The organism is Paenibacillus sp. BAC0078 (assembly GCF_054483875.1).
On sequence record NZ_JBTLRW010000020.1, the window covers coordinates 12717 to 30043 of the forward strand.

Annotated in this window: 16 protein-coding genes and 1 riboswitch; all 16 genes read left to right on the forward strand. The window is 54.2% G+C overall.

Translation table 11 applies throughout. The features are described 5' to 3' along the window. Positions 1 to 79: 79 nt before the first annotated feature. The gene (gene hisG / locus ACX1DY_RS26000) at positions 80 to 721 is read left to right on the forward strand and encodes an ATP phosphoribosyltransferase (RefSeq protein ID WP_458967087.1); all 642 of its coding nucleotides are present in this window, start codon (positions 80 to 82) and stop codon (positions 719 to 721) included. Between the two features lie 2 nt (positions 722 to 723). Beyond that, positions 724 to 2052, forward strand: a complete 1329-nt coding sequence (gene hisD, locus ACX1DY_RS26005) for a histidinol dehydrogenase (protein ID WP_458967088.1) — start codon at positions 724 to 726, stop codon at positions 2050 to 2052. Next, positions 2042 to 2653, forward strand: coding sequence for an imidazoleglycerol-phosphate dehydratase HisB (gene hisB / locus ACX1DY_RS26010; protein WP_458967089.1), 612 nt, complete (start codon positions 2042 to 2044; stop codon positions 2651 to 2653). The genes hisD and hisB overlap by 11 nt, the downstream gene beginning before the upstream one ends. A 1-nt stretch (position 2654) precedes the next feature. Beyond that, entirely contained in the window at positions 2655 to 3263 is a 609-nt protein-coding gene (gene hisH / locus ACX1DY_RS26015; RefSeq protein WP_458967090.1) for an imidazole glycerol phosphate synthase subunit HisH, read from the forward strand. Positions 3264 to 3356: 93 nt separating this feature from the next. Then, the gene (gene hisA / locus ACX1DY_RS26020; protein WP_458967091.1) at positions 3357 to 4094 is read left to right on the forward strand and encodes a 1-(5-phosphoribosyl)-5-[(5-phosphoribosylamino)methylideneamino]imidazole-4-carboxamide isomerase; all 738 of its coding nucleotides are present in this window, start codon (positions 3357 to 3359) and stop codon (positions 4092 to 4094) included. A 1122-nt stretch (positions 4095 to 5216) separates the two neighbouring features. Further along, positions 5217 to 5975: an imidazole glycerol phosphate synthase subunit HisF gene (gene hisF / locus ACX1DY_RS26025; protein ID WP_458967092.1), complete on the forward strand. Its 759-nt coding sequence runs from the start codon at positions 5217 to 5219 to the stop codon at positions 5973 to 5975. Continuing rightward, on the forward strand, positions 5972 to 6670 hold the full coding sequence (gene hisIE / locus ACX1DY_RS26030; protein WP_458967093.1) for a bifunctional phosphoribosyl-AMP cyclohydrolase/phosphoribosyl-ATP diphosphatase HisIE: 699 nt from the start codon (positions 5972 to 5974) through the stop codon (positions 6668 to 6670). The genes hisF and hisIE overlap by 4 nt, the downstream gene beginning before the upstream one ends. 14 nt (positions 6671 to 6684) lie before the next feature. Continuing rightward, entirely contained in the window at positions 6685 to 7512 is an 828-nt protein-coding gene (hisJ, locus tag ACX1DY_RS26035) for a histidinol-phosphatase HisJ (protein ID WP_458967094.1), read from the forward strand. A gap of 24 nt (positions 7513 to 7536) precedes the next feature. Then, entirely contained in the window at positions 7537 to 8487 is a 951-nt protein-coding gene (locus ACX1DY_RS26040; RefSeq protein ID WP_458967095.1) for a ribose-phosphate diphosphokinase, read from the forward strand. A gap of 227 nt (positions 8488 to 8714) precedes the next feature. Continuing rightward, entirely contained in the window at positions 8715 to 10448 is a 1734-nt protein-coding gene (locus tag ACX1DY_RS26045) for a tetratricopeptide repeat protein (protein WP_458967096.1), read from the forward strand. A gap of 99 nt (positions 10449 to 10547) precedes the next feature. After that, positions 10548 to 11501 (forward strand): thioredoxin-disulfide reductase, encoded by a 954-nt coding sequence (gene trxB / locus ACX1DY_RS26050; protein WP_458967097.1) that lies wholly within the window; start codon positions 10548 to 10550, stop codon positions 11499 to 11501. 64 nt (positions 11502 to 11565) lie between these two features. Beyond that, positions 11566 to 11672, forward strand: a riboswitch (TPP riboswitch). Between the two features lie 116 nt (positions 11673 to 11788). Further along, positions 11789 to 13468 (forward strand): phosphomethylpyrimidine synthase ThiC, encoded by a 1680-nt coding sequence (gene thiC / locus ACX1DY_RS26055; protein ID WP_458967098.1) that lies wholly within the window; start codon positions 11789 to 11791, stop codon positions 13466 to 13468. Between the two features lie 189 nt (positions 13469 to 13657). After that, positions 13658 to 13885: a DUF1858 domain-containing protein gene (locus ACX1DY_RS26060; RefSeq protein WP_458967099.1), complete on the forward strand. Its 228-nt coding sequence runs from the start codon at positions 13658 to 13660 to the stop codon at positions 13883 to 13885. Positions 13886 to 13924: 39 nt separating this feature from the next. Beyond that, the gene (locus ACX1DY_RS26065) at positions 13925 to 15184 is read left to right on the forward strand and encodes a DUF438 domain-containing protein (RefSeq protein ID WP_458967100.1); all 1260 of its coding nucleotides are present in this window, start codon (positions 13925 to 13927) and stop codon (positions 15182 to 15184) included. A gap of 212 nt (positions 15185 to 15396) precedes the next feature. After that, positions 15397 to 16347: an ROK family glucokinase gene (locus tag ACX1DY_RS26070; RefSeq protein ID WP_458967101.1), complete on the forward strand. Its 951-nt coding sequence runs from the start codon at positions 15397 to 15399 to the stop codon at positions 16345 to 16347. Positions 16348 to 16393: 46 nt separating this feature from the next. After that, the gene (gene rapZ, locus ACX1DY_RS26075) at positions 16394 to 17293 is read left to right on the forward strand and encodes an RNase adapter RapZ (protein WP_019914361.1); all 900 of its coding nucleotides are present in this window, start codon (positions 16394 to 16396) and stop codon (positions 17291 to 17293) included. Positions 17294 to 17327 lie beyond the last annotated feature (34 nt).

The window sequence follows — 17327 nt, forward strand, 5'->3', positions numbered from 1 at the left end:
AGAATGATACGGCATGAATTGAACGAGCATCAGGCCGATTGATATAAAGGCAAGGATACCGAAACGGGGGGCAATGATTATGGCGCAGATACTGAAGGTGGCCATGCCGAAAGGGCGGATCTACAATAAGGCGGCGGAGCTGTTCCGTAAGGCTGGCCTGCCGATTCCGCCGGACGGCGAAGAGTCGCGGAAGCTGGTGGTCTCGCTGCCGGAAGCGGGAATGGAATTTATTCTGGCGAAGCCAGTTGACGTGCCTACCTATGTGGAGTATGGCGTAGCGGATATCGGAATCGTCGGCAAGGATGTGCTGCTGGAGGAAAATCGTGATGTCTACGAGCTGCTGGATCTGGGGATTGCCCGCTGCCGGATGTCGATTATCGGCCTGCCGAACTGGCAGCCGGGCATTCAGCAGCGGGTGGCGACGAAATATCCGAATGTGGCCTCGCGGTATTTCCGTGAACAGGGCCAGCAGGTGGAGGTTGTGAAGCTGAACGGCTCCATCGAGCTTGCGCCGCTGATCGGACTTGCTGACCGGATCGTGGATATGGTGGAGACCGGGCAGACGCTCAAGGACAACGGGCTGGTGGAGATGAAGAGCATCTTCGAGATCACAAGCCGCCTTGTGGCGAACCGTGTAAGCTACCGGATGAAGAATGAGGAGATTCAAGAGCTATGCGACCGTCTGCAGGCGGTTATTACGGAACCGGGAATCAAACGCTAAGGATGGATAAGGGGGAAGCAGCGGTGAAGGTGCAATCGAGCAAGGAGTTTAAGCTGCAGCGGGAAGTGGAGTACGGAACGCCGGAGCAGAATAAGGCCGTGAAGGAAATTGTGGCCGATATCAAAAAAGAAGGCGACGCGGCGCTTCTCCGCTATACTGAGCGTTTCGACGGCGCTTCGCTTACGGCAGCGCAGCTGCGGGTGACGGAGGAAGAGCTTCAGGCTGCCTATGGCCGGGTAGAGGAGTCCTTCGTTACGGCGATCCGTGCCGCCGCGGCCAATATCCGGGCCTTCCATGCCCGGCAGAAACGCAATTCCTGGATGGATCTGCAGCCGGACGGCACGATCCTCGGCCAGATCATCCGCCCGCTGAAGCGCGTGGGCGTCTATGTTCCCGGCGGCAAGGCGGCCTATCCGTCCTCGGTGCTGATGAACGTTATTCCTGCTCAGATCGCCGGAGTCCCGGAGATCGTGATGGTCACTCCGCCGTCGACTGGCGGCACGGAGGGCATCGATCCTTACATTCTCGTTGCCGCCGCCGAAGCTGGCGTAAACGAGATTTACCGCGTGGGCGGCGCGCAGGCGGTCGCCGCACTGGCCTTCGGCACGGCGACCATCGCGCCGGTCGATAAGATCTGCGGGCCAGGGAACATCTACGTGGCCCTGGCCAAGCGCGAGGTCTACGGCGCTGTCGATATCGACAGCATCGCCGGACCGAGCGAGATCGTCGTGCTCGCCGACGATACCGCCGAGGCCGCCAGCGTTGCGGCCGACCTGCTCTCGCAGGCCGAGCACGACGAGATGGCCTCGGCGATCCTGGTCACGCCATCGCAGCGCTTGGCGGAGGCTGTTGCTGCCGAAGTAGAACGGCAGCTTAAGGAGCTTCCGCGCGAGGCTATCGCGCGCGCGTCCGTGGACAACTACGGCGCGATCATCGTCGTGGAGTCGCTGGAGGAAGGGGTCTCCGTGGTGAACCGGCTGGCGCCGGAGCACCTGGAGATTGTGACAGCGGACCCGATGGGCCTGCTCGGCAGCATTGAGAATGCCGGGGCGATCTTCCTCGGGCCGTACAGCTCAGAGCCGGTCGGCGATTATTTCGCCGGGCCGAATCATATTATTCCAACCAACGGCACGGCGCGTTTCTCGTCGCCGGTGGACGTGGATGATTTCATCAAGAAATCAAGCCTGATCTACTACAGCAAGGAAGCACTGCTGAAGGATGGACCAACGATTATCGAGCTAGCCCGCCGTGAAGGGCTGGAGGGTCATGCCCGGGCGATAGAGATCAGACTAGAGAACGAAGCGAAGGGTGGAGACAGGAATGGAAAATAACAATGAGGCTCAGGCAGTCCGTCAAGCCGGACTCAGCCGCAAAACCAACGAGACGGACATTAAGCTCTCCCTGTCCGTGGATGGCAGCGGGGTTTCGGAGCTGGAGACAGATGTACCTTTTCTGAATCATATGCTGGATTTATTCACGAAGCACGGCCAGTTCGATCTGTCTGTGCAGGCGCGGGGTGACATCGACATTGACGACCACCATACGGTGGAGGATATCGGGATCTGTCTTGGACAGGCACTGCGTGAAGCGCTCGGCGACAAAAAAGGCATCAAACGCTACGCCAATGTCTTCATTCCGATGGACGAGGCGCTGGCTCAGGTTGTGATCGACATCAGCAACCGTCCGCATTTTGAATACCGGGCTGCGTATCCATCGCAGCAGGTTGGAAGCTTTTCAACGGAGCTGGTGCATGAATTTCTCTGGAAATTTGCACTCGAGGCCCGGATTACGCTGCATGTGATCGTACATTATGGTTCGAATACGCACCATATGATTGAAGCGATATTCAAGGCCCTGGGACGGGCGCTGGACGAAGCAACTCTGATTGACCCGCGCGTGAAGGGTGTGCCTTCCACGAAGGGAGTGCTGTAGGATGACCGTTGCAATCGTCGATTATGGCATGGGCAATCTGCATAGTGTCAGCAAGGCGGTGGAACGACTTGGTTATAAGAGTCTTGTGACGGGTGATGCCGGGGAGATTCTGTCGGCCGATAGCGTCATTTTGCCGGGAGTCGGTGCGTTTGGCGATGCAATGGAGCATCTGCGGAGCAGTGGGCTGGATGCTGTAGTCAAAAAAGCCGCCGCCTCAGGCCAACCGCTGCTGGGCATATGCCTCGGGATGCAACTGCTGTTCAGCAGCAGCGAAGAGTACGGCACCCACGAGGGCTTGAATCTTTTTCCCGGCTCGGTCGTGCGCTTTGAACCCCGCGAGGGCTACAAGGTGCCGCATATGGGCTGGAACAGGCTGGAATTCCTCCAGCCGCAGAGTCCGCTGTTTGCTGGGCTTGAAGAGGGGCATGTCTATTTCGTCCATTCCTACCATGCCACTGTGGCAAAGGAGAGCGATCTGCTGGCTGTCACGGATTATGGGCATCCGGTAACGTCGATTGTTGGCCGGGATCAGGTATTCGGCATGCAGTTTCACCCGGAGAAAAGCGGGGAGCTGGGAATCAAACTGCTGGGCAATTTTTTGAAAATATAAGAAAGTAACGGCGCAGCCGTTTCTACTTGAGCTGACGGGAGAGCGGGCGTAAGCCCGCTATCACTATATTGTAACGAAAGCGGGGAGCGTCACATGTCTTCTTTTATCGTATATCCGGCGATTGATATCCGGGATGGAAAATGCGTCAGACTGCAGCAGGGTGATTACAATCAGGAAACCATCTATAACGATAGCCCGCTGACGGTAGCCAAATCGTGGGAAGAGCAGGGTGGGCAATTTATTCATCTCGTGGACCTGGACGGAGCCAAGGCCGGCCATCCTGTGAATGACGCCATCATAGGCGCTATCGCCAAAAATGCGGGTGTTCCCGTTCAGGTAGGGGGCGGGCTGCGCACACTTGCCGATGTGGAGAAGCTGCTGGGCCTTGGGGTCAGCCGGGTCATTATTGGCACAGCCGCCATTAACGATCATGCCTTCACAGAGGCGGTGCTGGCTAAATACGGCGATAAGGTCGCCATTGGTATTGATGCCCGTAATGGATACGTCGCCACGCACGGCTGGCTGAACACCTCCGAGGTGCGCGCCGAGGATCTGGCGAAGGAGCTTGCGGCAAAAGGTGCGGAAACGTTCATTTACACTGATATTTCCCGCGATGGCATGATGCAGGGGCCGAATATTGAGGGTATCCTGTCGATGGCCGCTACCAGCGGCAAAACCGTCATTGCCTCAGGCGGTGTCACCAGTCTGGATGATTTGCTGCGGCTGAATGCGCATAGCGGCAGCGGTGTTGGCGGTGCGATAGTTGGCAAAGCGCTGTACACTGGCAATATTAATCTTGCAGAAGCGCTGCAGGCGCTGGGCGGGAAGTAGGGAAGACGGGTTACGCCGGTGCATAGCAGCGGGACCCTGACGAGCGCTGTGCTGGCTGGGAGTAGATGAACATTGGTGCATGGCTGATGGAGCCTGCGGAAGGTTGTGGCCATCAACCAACCCGGTATGGGACGTTGAAATTTTGCACGGGACATCTTCAATGAACCGCTCAGTATGCATTGCTGTCATCCTTTTACGAACGTAACGGGTAATGATCTAGGTAGGGAGTATATACGGTCGAAACTATCCAGATGCTTAACTGTACTTCGTACAACTATCTTCAGCCTAAAGCGCAGGATATGCTCTTTAATTGCATTTCATGCAGCTATAAATGGGGATTTCGCCCTTTAGTACGAAAACGCCCAAGTTTAATTGTACGAAATACATTTAAACACCGCTATTGTCAAAAAAACGAGCAAATAACTGCACGTTATGCAATTAGAGCTCAAGGTCATGTTGGTCAACTATAGAGACTTTTTAAGTGATTGCACTTTCTGCAATAGAAATCTAGTTGTTAATCGTTGAATCGTCTTCTGCTGTATTTTGTGCAATTGATTTCTGGAATTCTGGTCAAAAGTATGTTTTTTGCTCGATTCTACTGTAAAGAATGCACTAGATTCGGGTTTCCGGTTGATTTGGAGGTCATCTGTTGTAAAAAGTGCAGTCATGTTGAGGTTGCGACTCAAGCCGCAGATAATGTTAGTGTACTGGCTACATAGGTAGCCCGCGCACGGTTTAACTACTGCCGTACAGGTAGCGCATGCACGGTTTTTCTACTACCATACAGGTAGCCCATACGTTTGTTTATCTACTGCCATCCAGTTAGCCTCTGGGCGGTTTATATTCTTGCAGGCGGTGCGAAGCCGCCACCCCGCCAGGGGCAACCGTGGAACACGAAGGTTAGGTTATATTCCTTGCAGGCGTTCTACCGTACAAGCGGCCCCGCAGGGGTTAGCGCTCCTAGCACACAATAGCCCGGGAGCATACATCCCCCCCCCCCCACGCCAGCCATCCGGGTGTCCAGAGGGCCGGGGCCCTTGGGGTCCCCCTTGGCTAAGGGGGATTTAGGGGGATCGAAATAGGTAGGTTTTCACTCGAAAACTCATGGAAAGGGGTAGTTTCATGTTAGCCAAACGCATCATTCCCTGTCTGGATGTAAAAGACGGAAGGGTAGTTAAAGGCGTCAACTTTGTGAATCTGCGCGATGCCGGCGATCCGGTGGAACTGGCGGCGCTATATGACCGGGAAGGTGCGGATGAGCTTGTGTTCCTGGACATTTCCGCCTCCGTGGAAGGCCGGGCTACAATGGTTGAGGTGGTGCGGCAGACCGCAGGCGAAATCGCCATCCCCTTCACAGTGGGCGGCGGCATCTCCACGCCAGAGGATATGAAGCGCATCCTGCGCGCCGGTGCGGATAAAATCGGCATCAATACAGCAGCGGTCAACAATCCGCAGCTTATTCTGGAAGGGGCGCGCCGTTTCGGCGCCCAGTGCATTGTGGTTGCGATGGATGCCAAATATAATGAGGCATGGGGCGAGTGGGAGGTATACACGCATGGCGGGCGCAAGCCCACCGGTATCCGTGCGCTGGCCTGGGCCAAAGAGGCCGAAAGGCTGGGAGCGGGCGAGATTCTGCTGACCAGTATGGATGCCGACGGCACCAAGGACGGCTTTGATTTGAAGCTGACCGCTGCGGTCAGCGACCTGCTCACCATTCCTGTGATTGCTTCCGGGGGAGCGGGGAAGACGGAGCATTTTTACGATGTGTTCACCGAAGGGAAGGCCGATGCGGGACTGGCGGCGACGATTTTTCACTATAAAGAGATTGCGATTCATGATTTGAAAGCAGATTTGAAGCAAAAAGGGGTGGAGATCCGATGAGTGAAAATGAGCAAAATAAAGCCTTGAGCCAGCAAGAAGTGCTGGAGGGCATCCGTTGGAATGAAGCCGGACTGCTGCCTGCCGTGGTGCAGGATGCGGACAGTCTGGAAGTGTTGATGCTTGCTTATATGAACAAGGAGTCGCTGAAGCTCTCGCTGGAGAGCGGACAGACTTGGTTCTGGAGCCGTTCGCGCGGCGAACTATGGCATAAAGGCGGAACCTCGGGCAACACCCAGGCGATTACCTCGATTCACTATGATTGTGACAGCGATACGTTGCTGGTGAAGGTTGTGCCGGAAGGACCGGCTTGCCATACGGGAGAAACCTCCTGCTTCTTCCGCGAGCTTCCGCTGAGCGCCCCGCCAGCAGTGAGCAGAACCAAAGCCGCAGACAGTGAACGTTTTGCCGTATTAGGTGAGCTGGAGCGGGTTATTGCCGAGCGTGAAACCGAGCGTCCGGAAGGCGCATATACGACCTATCTGTTCGACAAAGGTGTTGATAAGATTCTCAAAAAGGTGGGCGAAGAAGCCTCCGAAACGATCATCGCCGCCAAAAATAAAGATAATGCCGAGCTGCGCCTTGAGGTCAGCGATCTGATCTACCATTTGCTGGTGCTGCTGCAGGAGCGCAAGCTCCCGCTGGATGAAATTATGGATGAGCTTAGCGCCCGCCATGAACGGCCACGCCGCGATTAGGAGGGAGCCTCAGCATGCGTATTGATTACCATACCCATCATGAACGCTGCGGCCATGCAGTAGGCAAGCTTGAAGAGTATGTGCAGCGCGGGATTGAGCTTGGCCTGCAGCAGCTTGGCCTGTCGGACCACCTGCCGCTGATTCATGTGGACCCGGAGAGCTACTACCCCGAGATGGCCATGCCGCTCTCCGAGCTTCCCCGCTATGTGGAGGAATGCTTGACGCTGAAGGAGCGCTATCGCGGAAGAATTGAGCTGCGGGTAGGGCTGGAAGCCGATTATATCGAAGGCTATGAGGAGCAGATCCGCGAGCTTTTGTCACCGTATCCCTGGGACTATCTGATCGGCTCCGTGCATTTTCTGGGGGAATGGGACATTACGGACTACCGGCAGACTCATGGCTGGGAAGGCCAGGATGTGATGGAGGTCTATCGTCGTTATTATGATGCAGTACGAAAGTCGGCGTTATCGGGATTGTATGATATTATAGGACATATGGATGTTATCAAACGGTTTGGCTACGGTCCGAAGACCCCGGAAGACAGAGCCGAGGTAAGAAAGCTGGAGCTGGATGCGCTGAAGGCAATAGCAAGCAGCGGGATTGCCATGGAGCTTAATGCTTCCGGGCTGACGAAGCCCTGCGCCGAGATGTTTCCGGCGGAGCATGTGCTGCAGCAGGCGCTGGCGCTGAATATTCCGCTCACCTTGGGGTCTGACGCCCATGATCCAATGAAGCTGGGAGACGGCCTCGGGGAAGCGCGGAGCCTGCTATGGCGCACAGGCTTCCGTGAATTGGCGGTGTTTGAGGGCCGTCTTCGTACAACTGTTCCGTTTGAACTATAAATTTTGATCCTCAGGAGGGTAATAATGCATCATCATCAATTGCGTATTTTTTCCGGTTCGTCGAATCCGAAGCTGGCCGCAGATATTGCGGAGCGTCTGGGTGCCCCGCTGGGCCAGATTAAGCTGACCCGCTTCAAGAGCGGCGAGATTTATGTGCATTATGAAGAAAGCATCCGGAACTGTGACGTATTTTTGGTGCAATCCCTCGCGCATCCCATTAATGAGTTGTTCGTTGAGCTGCTGGTTATGATTGATGCCGCCAAACGCGCATCAGCAAGGACTGTAAATATTATTGTTCCTTATTACGGCTATGCCCGGCAGGAACGTAAATCTGCGCCGCGTGAGCCGATATCGGCCAAGATGGTTGCCGATGTGCTTACCACTGCAGGAGCTTCCCGCGTGATTACGATTGATCTGCACGCGGCGGCCATTCAAGGCTTTTTTAACATTCCGGTGGATCATCTGACGGCGCTGGATCTGATCAGCGGATATCTGAAGGTGAAAGGGCTGACGGATCTGGTTGTCGTTTCTCCAGATGCCGGCCGCGCCTCTATGGCCGAGAAGCTGGCCAGCCGCCTCGATTCCCCGTTCGCGATTATGATCAAGAAACGTCCGGCGCATAACGAATCGGTCATCACCCATGTGATCGGTGATGTAGAGGGGCGGACCCCCATCATCATTGAGGATCTGATTGATACGGGAACAACGATTGTAAATGTGGTCGAAGGCTTGAAGGAGCGGGGGGCTAAGAACAGCATTGTTTGCGCCACGCACGGATTATTTTCCGGGGACGCTATTGTCCGTATGGATCATCCCAATATAGATGAAGTGATTGTTACCGATTCTATCGCGCTGCCGGATGATCATTCCAGCCGCTTCACCGTATTGTCCGTAGCCCCTATGCTGGCAGAGGCCACACGCATTATCATCGAAGGCGGTTCTATAGATAAGCTGTTCAGAGACGCGGAAATTTAATTTCTGCGTCTTTTCTGTCGGAAGCCGGCTCTTTCAAGCTTTTTCCTCCCGAAGAGTTCCTTTGACCTTGAGAATCCCCATGGAACATGTGGTATACTGTGTGAAGACAGTCGGGACCAGAAATGGAAACGAAGGGGCGTAAATAGGAGCCTGGGCAGGCCGTTTGCCGCTGCTCTCCTATTTTTCGTGAGAATTAGGAAGCTTATAAAGGGAGGTGCCTTGCTTCCATGATAGAGAGAACTTCAGAGAATGATGCGGGGAACGGAAATGTTATTCCCGTCACTCTGGATGCCAATTTTTTCTTTGAGAGAGCTGTACGGTCATTGGACCGCTTTCAATATGATAAGGCATTAAAGAATTTCCGCAAAGCTGTTGAATATGAGCCGGAGAACCCGGTGAATCATTGCAATATGGCGGGTATATTATCTGAGATGGGGAATTATGAGGCGTCCAACGACATTTTGACCCATGTGCTGGAAAAGATTGATCCTGCAATGACAGAATGCCATTTCTATATGGCTAATAACTTTGCTAATATGGAAAGCTTTGAAGAGGCGGAACGCAGTCTTATGACGTATCTGGAGGAGGATGCCCGCGGGGAGTTTCTGGCTGAGTCCGAAGAGCTGATGGAGCTGCTGCAGTATGAGCTGAACCGTCCTGCGCCGCTTGTCCGTATCCGCAGCCGGGAAGGCTTGGTGGAGCACGACCGGGCCCGGAGCCTCCTGGAAGAAGGAAAGTTTCCGCAAGCGGTTAAGCTGCTTGAAGAAATTGTCGAGAACACCCCGGATTTTCTGGCGGCGCGTAACAATCTGGCTCTTGCCTATTTTTATATGGGCAGATTTATGAAAGCCAAGGAATGCCTAGCCGAGGTGCTGGAGCAGGATCCGGGCAATCTGCATGCACTCTGCAATATGGCAATTTTTCTGCAGTATGCAGGTGACAAGGACCAGCTCGCCGCTCTGCTGCGCATGCTTGAAGCCACAGTGCCTTTTCATCAGGAGCATGTGTTTAAAATGGCTACGACGATGGGGATTCTGGGTAAGCATAGAACGGCCTACGGTCATTTCCGCCGCCTGCTGAAGGACGAGGAGGTCGGTGGAGATGCCGGCCTGTATCATTACTGTGCGGCGGCGGCCAGTAACAGCGGCCTGTACAGTGAAGCTGTACGCTGCTGGCGTCAGGCAACCAAGCTGGACCCGGAATCGGCTGTGCCGAAATTTTTCCTGTCACAGCTGCAGCTGGCACAGGCTGAAGGCCGGCCTATGGCTCCCGTCAGCTACAATTATCAGTTGCCTTTTCAGGAGCAGCTTAAGCAGTGGAAGGACAACACGGACAAATTCACCGAGGAAGTACGGAATAATCCGCTGCTGCGGGCTTCGTTCTTCTGGGCGCTGCGCTACGGCGACGCGAACACGAAGCTTCAAGTAACGGAGGCGCTCCGCTGGATCGAGGACGAAGAAATCTCCGGGGCTCTGCAGGGCGGGCCCCAGCAAGAGCCGCTGCAGGAGGACGCTCTCATAAACCTGCAGCGGCTGATTGGCGGCAGCCCGGACGAGAACCCGGCATCCAAGGGGGTACAGCACACTGCTGCACCAAGCCATAAAGGACCCCCAGAGTGGAAAGAGGACTGGCAGCAGATTATTGATCATACAGTAGCCATGATGGACCGGAGATATGATGCCGTTCAGAAGAAGGCTGCCGAGCTCCTTTGGCGCCAGTTCATTGGCAGCTTGTACCCGGATGTACCTTTATTCCGGCATGACGGAGGCTGGTGCGCGGCATTGGAGTATCTGATTGCGAAGCTGCACGGCCGTCCTGTCACCTACCGTGAAGCCGCCCAGCGTTACGGGGTTTCCGTCTCTATGGTAAGCCGCTATGCGCGGCGGATCCAAAGCGAATGCGGCATCGGGGATGATGGACCGGAGGCGGGTATTTTACCCCCTTTTACCGAAAATATTTGAGAATAGCTCCAGTTGCCCGCAGAGGGTCCACCCACTTTTGGTGGAGCCAGTAAGACCGTTGTTACTTAAATTAAATCCGCTTGTGAGGAGGCCATACTTATGTACAAATCAATTGTAATCGGAACAGGTCCTGCCGGTCTGACTGCCGCGATTTATCTGGCGCGTGCGAATCTTAACCCGCTGGTAATTGAGGGTTTGCAGCCGGGAGGACAGCTGACAACGACGACAGAGGTGGAGAACTTTCCGGGCTTTCCCGAAGGGATTATGGGTCCGGATCTGATGGACAATATGCGCAAGCAGGCGGAGCGCTTCGGTGCTGAATTTAAGAACGGCTGGGTGGAATCCGTCGATTTCTCGCAGCGCCCCTTCAAAATCACCGTGGATGGCCTGGGCGTACTGGAGGCAGAAACGGTTATTATTTCGACTGGTGCGTCGGCCAGATATCTAGGCATACCGGGGGAACAGGAGAACGTCGGACGCGGTGTCAGCACTTGTGCAACCTGTGACGGCTTCTTCTTCCGCGGCAAAAAGATTATCGTAGTCGGCGGCGGCGACTCTGCGATGGAGGAAGCCAGCTTCCTGACACGGTTCGCTTCCAGCGTAACGCTGGTCCACCGCCGTTCGGAGCTGCGCGCTTCGAAGATTATGCAGGACCGGGCGCGCGGGAACAGCAAGGTTGCCTGGGCGCTGAACCGGACTCCGCTTGAAGTGACCCTCGGCGATTCCGGTGTTAAGGGACTGACGGTCCGCAACAACGAGACAGGTCTTGAGGAGCTTGTGGAAGCGGACGGCGTATTCGTCGCTATCGGACATACGCCGAATACGGCTTTCCTGGGCGGTCAGATTACTACGGACGAGAATGGATATATCGTGGTGAATCCGGGGACAACGGAAACCAATATCCCGGGCGTGTTCGCTTGCGGCGACGTGCAGGATACCCGTTACCGCCAGGCGATCTCGGCAGCGGGAACCGGCTGTATGGCTGCGATGGATGCGGAGAAGTACCTGGAAGGCACGATGGTGCATGACTGGAGCGAAACACTGGATAAATAATAGCCGGGCAACGCCGAGGTTGACAAAAAACACCATGGCAAGTAGATTGAATGTAATCAGATAAGATACCCACTAGGGGAGCCTGAATGGGCTGAGACGGGAAAATTGAATTCCCGGACCCTTGAACCTGATCTGGATCATACCAGCGTAGGAAAGTGGAGCCGGACCTTTTATTGAGCGCAGTCTTTTTTGGCTGTTCATAGATAAAGCCGCTCCAGGTGGAGCGGCTTTTTTGCTGCATTTTCTTGTCTGCAACTTGGCTCCCAGAGCCTGGAGGAGGAGAAGAGATGTCAGAAACAGTGAAGAAGGAAGAAGTAACTCTTTTGGGGTTCCCTGCAAGCCGTAAAGTCTATGTGGAGGGCTCGCGCCCGGATATTCAAGTCCCGATGCGTGAGATCAGCCTGAGCCGAACCGAGGGTGTGGCCGGTGATGAGGATAACGCACCGCTGCGTGTCTATGACACGAGTGGGATCTATACCGATGCTGCTGTAGAAACCGATGTCCGCAGAGGACTGCCGCCGCACCGTCTATGCTGGATTGCAGAGCGCGGGGATTCGGAGGAATACGCAGGGCGAATGAAGCAGGCCGGTAATGACGGAAATACGGAAGACTTTTTGGAGGTTGAAGGTTTTTCCGGTTTGTTGCGGCGCCCCTTAAGAGCGCGTAAAGGCAGAAATGTAACCCAACTGCATTATGCGCGGAACGGCATCATTACACCGGAAATGGAGTTCATTGCAATCCGCGAGAATACAACGCCGGAATATGTAAGGGATGAGGTGGCTGCCGGAAGGGCGATCATTCCTTCGAACATTAACCACCCGGAGAGTGAACCGATGATCATTGGCCGTAATTTTCTGGTGAAGATTAACGCGAACATCGGGAATTCCGCCGTTTCTTCTTCTATTGAGGAAGAGGTAGAGAAAATGAGATGGGCCACCCGCTGGGGGGCGGACACCATTATGGATCTCTCCACTGGTAAGCAGATTCATGCTACCCGTGAATGGATCATCCGCAACTCTCCTGTACCCATTGGCACTGTGCCGATTTATCAGGCGTTAGAGAAGGTGGGCGGCATAGCCGAGGCTTTGACGTGGGAGCTGTACCGGGACACGCTTATCGAACAGGCGGAGCAGGGTGTGGATTATTTCACTATTCATGCCGGAGTGCTGCTGCGTTATATTCCGCTAACTGCCGGGCGAATGACAGGGATTGTTTCGCGCGGGGGCTCGATTATGGCGGCATGGTGTCTTGCTCATCAACAGGAGAATTTCCTGTATACGCATTTTGAAGAGATATGCGAGATTATGAAGACATACGACGTGGCCTTTTCCCTGGGGGACGGTCTGCGCCCCGGTTCCATTGCCGATGCCAATGACGAAGCCCAGTTCGCTGAACTGGAGACGCTTGGTGAACTGACAGCCTTGGCCTGGAAGCATGATGTTCAGGTAATGGTGGAGGGTCCGGGCCATGTACCGATGCATAAGATCAAGGAGAACATGGACAAGCAACTGGAGCTTTGCCGGGAAGCCCCTTTTTACACACTCGGTCCGTTAACCACAGACATTGCCCCTGGCTATGATCATATTACCTCTGCAATCGGTGCCGCGATGATCGGCTGGTTCGGAACAGCCATGCTCTGCTACGTTACGCCCAAGGAGCACTTGGGACTGCCGAACAAGAATGATGTGCGCGAGGGTGTCATTACCTACAAAATCGCAGCACATGCAGCCGACCTGGCCAAAGGGCATCCAGGGGCGCAAGAACGGGACAACGCGCTGTCCAAGGCGCGGTTCGAGTTCCGCTGGCGTGACCAGTTCCATCTGTCGCTGGACCCTGAGCGGGCACTGGAATATCACGACGAGACCCTGCCTGCAGAAGGAGCCAAACTTGCGCATTTTTGCTCCATGTGCGGTCCTAAATTCTGCAGCATGCGGATTTCGCACGGTATTCGAAATTCCATGAAATAAAGTGAAATTTATAAGATTACAGAGGCTGTCTCCCATGCTGTAAAAGGCGGAAGGATGCAGCTTTTTTTGTGGTGCAGCTCTTTTTTTAACTTAGTGATTACAATCACAATCTGCCTATATGCCCTGTGCTAAGCTGTTGTTGAGAAAGGTTATCAATTAGTGAGATGCAAAGCTGGAGGAGGAGGGCACATGAGCAAAAAGCTGAGCCTGGAGGAGTCCATATTCGAGTTGGTGAACCGGCATCCGGAGGTCGTAGACATTATGGTGGAGCTGGGTTTCCACGATATTACGAGGCCCGGAATGCTGCAGACGGCCGGCAGGTTCATGACCTTATCCAAAGGAGTCAAATTAAAGAGAATGGATCTTGAAACCGTCCGGTTGGCTTTTGAGCGCTACGGCTTTGAGTTCCTTGAATAGAGTGCAGTTATAAATCCAAAGTTAAAAGGAGAGAGAACAATGAGCGAACTGATTAACAATCGTGAAGCGAATATTCCTGAGCAGACACGCCGCCAGACCATGCTTAAGGAGATCATTAAGGAGCTGCACGCCGGGAAAAGTGTGGAGGAGGTCAAAGCGCGCTTCGCAGAGGCTGTTGGCGACGTTACAGTAGCGGAAATTTCCGCGATGGAGCATTCGCTGATGACGGAGGAGGGAATCCCCGTATCGGAGGTGCAGCGCCTGTGCTCTGTGCACACGGCTATTTTCAAGGGCTCCATCGAGGAGATTCATCGCTCTAACAAACCTGAAGAGCAGCCGGGCCATCCGGTGCATACCTTCAAGCTGGAGAACCGCGAGATCGAACGGCTGGTCAACTTCCGTCTGGAACTGCATGCCGGCAAATTTCAGAAGAACGCCAGTGAAGAGATCATCTTCAAGCTGCTGGAGGATTTGAGCCTGCTGCTTGATCTTGACAAGCACTATAGCCGCAAGGAGAATCTGCTGTTTCCTTATCTTGAGAAATACGGTATTTACGGTCCGACGAAGGTTATGTGGGGCGTGGATGACGGCATCCGGAACATGATCAAAGAAGCCAAGGTGGCGCTCAGCCCGTACAACGGTCAACCTGAGGAGATCAGCGCAATGCTGGCGAATATTATTCAGGAAGTCAATGAAATGATCTTTAAGGAAGAAAATATTCTGCTGCCGATGGCCCTTGAGAAGCTGACAGAAGACGAATGGGTTAAAATCGCCCGTGAGAGCGATGAAATCGGCTTTTGCCTGGCTGCGCCGGAGCAGGAATGGATTCCCGAGCGTGCGGCCGAGCCGGAAGGAGCTGCAGAACAGAAGGAAGAGGCGGGAGCTTCCCCGCAGGGCTTTATCCGCTTCGAGACAGGTATTTTGTCGCTGCAACAGCTGGAAACGGTGCTGAACCATCTGCCGGTAGACCTGACGTTTATTGATGAAAATGATGTAGTCCGCTACTTCTCACACGGGAAAGAACGGATCTTCGCCCGCACCAAAGCCGTAATTGGACGCACAGTGCAGAACTGCCATCCGCCGCAGAGCGTACATGTGGTAGAAAAGCTGTTGGAGGATTTCAAGGCAGGCCGCAAGGATGCCGAGGATTTCTGGATTAATATAAAGGATAAATTTATCTACATTCGTTATTTTGCAGTCCGCGATGAGGAAGGGCGCTATATGGGGACACTCGAATTCACTCAGAATATTGCACCGATCCGCGCGCTGGAGGGGCAAAAACGGATTTTATCAGAGTGACAGCAAGAATCATAAGCTCTGCCGCACCCGGCCTCCTTGCCTGAAACGCGAGGGGGCTTTTTTGGTGAATCCAAGAAGTTCCTGCTATTGTTAAAAATGCTCCGGTATTCATATAGCCGGGTGTATCGCCTTTCCTTGACCGCAGAGAAGCCTTCTATTATAGTGGGTACGTAGGAATAACTATTTTAGCATAGAAAAAGGTGGCTTGTTACATGTCTGAAAGTATCTACGTTGGCGTGGATTTAGGTGGAACCACGATTAAGGTTGGAATCTGCAATGCCGAGGGGAACCTGCTTCATACCTATGAGGGACCTACGGGAACTGCGGATGGCGTCGATGCCGTCATCGATAATATCGAAAAGTATGTGCGTCAGATTGTGGAAGACTCCCCGTATTCTTGGGATCAGCTTGCCGGTGTAGGAGCGGGCCTGGCCGGGTTTACGAATATCCGTGAAGGAATCATCGTCCTTGCGCCTAACATTGGTTTCAGAGATGTGCCGATCCGTTCCATTCTGGAGGATCGCTTGAACAAGCCAGTCAAAATAGACAATGATGCTAATGTGGCTGCGCTGGGCGAGGCTTGGAGCGGTGCGGGACGCGGTGTAGAGAATTGTGTGTGCTACACACTGGGCACCGGTGTCGGCGGCGGTATTATTATTAACGGCAAGGTGTACCAAGGGTTTGCCGGTCTGGCCGGTGAGCTGGGACACATTTCTGTAGTGCCTGATCTGGAAGCCATCCAGTGCGGCTGCGGCAACATGGGCTGCTTGGAAACCGTTTCCTCCGCTACAGGCATCATTCGTATGGCCAATGACGCTGTAGCACGCGGCGACCGCACATCACTCTCCCTGGTTGAGAAAATTGCCGCCAAAGAGGTTTTTGATGCCGCTAAAGCCGGCGACGAAGTGGCCTTGCGTATCGTGAACCGTGCTGCGTTCTATCTGGGCAAATCCATGGCAGCAGTGGCAGCAGTGCTTAACCCTGAGGTGTTTATCGTTGGCGGTGGGGTCTCCAAAGCCGGTGACATTCTATTTGACGAGGTTCGCCGTGTATTCGCCAAGCTGACTCCTGCCCCGCTGCAGACCGGTGTGACTATTGTGCCTGCCGAGCTTGGAAATGATGCGGGTATTATTGGTGCGGCAGGTCTTTTGCTGCGTTCTTAAGAAGCGGGAATTATTCATATACTATTGATAGGGAGGGGGCGCTTCGATGACCGAACTGGAACAATTACCGACCGGTGGTGCCACCCTGATTATTATTACGGGCATGTCGGGTGCAGGCAAGACGATTGCAGTGCAGAGCCTGGAGGATCTTGGATTTTTCTGTGTGGATAATTTGCCGCCGGTGCTGATTCCCAAATTCGCCGAGCTGATCGAGCAGTCGAAAGGGAAAATCGCCAAAGTGGCGCTCGTTATTGATTTGCGCGGCCGGGAGTTTTTCACAGCCTTGTCGGAATCGCTGGCCTATATCAAAGACGAGTCTACGATCGGGTTCGAGATTCTGTTCCTGGATGCGACGGATTCCGTGCTTGTACAGCGCTACAAGGAGAGCCGGCGGCATCATCCGCTGGCGCCGCAAGGCATGCCGCTGGACGGCATCCGCCTGGAGCGCCAGATGCTGGAGGAGCTGAAGAATTCGGCTACCTTGTGTCTGGACACCAGCAGCATGAAGCCGGCACAACTGAAGGAGAAGATTGTATCGCGCTTTTCCCACTTAGGTAAAAGCACACTCTCCGTCAATATTACTTCGTTTGGCTTCAAATATGGCATTCCGATAGATGCTGACCTCGTGTTTGATGTCCGCTTCTTGCCGAATCCCCACTATGTGGATCATTTGCGGCCAAAGACGGGTCAGGACAATGAAGTCTATGATTATGTAATGAAGTGGCCCGAGACGCAGACATTTCTGACCAAGCTGCTGGATATGCTTCATTTCCTGATTCCGCAATACCGGAAGGAAGGCAAATCGCAGATCATTATCGGCATTGGCTGTACGGGCGGCAAACACCGCTCAGTGGCAATCGCTGAGTATCTGGGCAAAATGCTGGGGGTTAGCGAGACGGAATCGGTAGCGGTCAGCCATCGGGATTCCGAGCGTGATCGGCATTAAGAGAGAAGGGATCAATAGTGGCTGAAGAACAAGG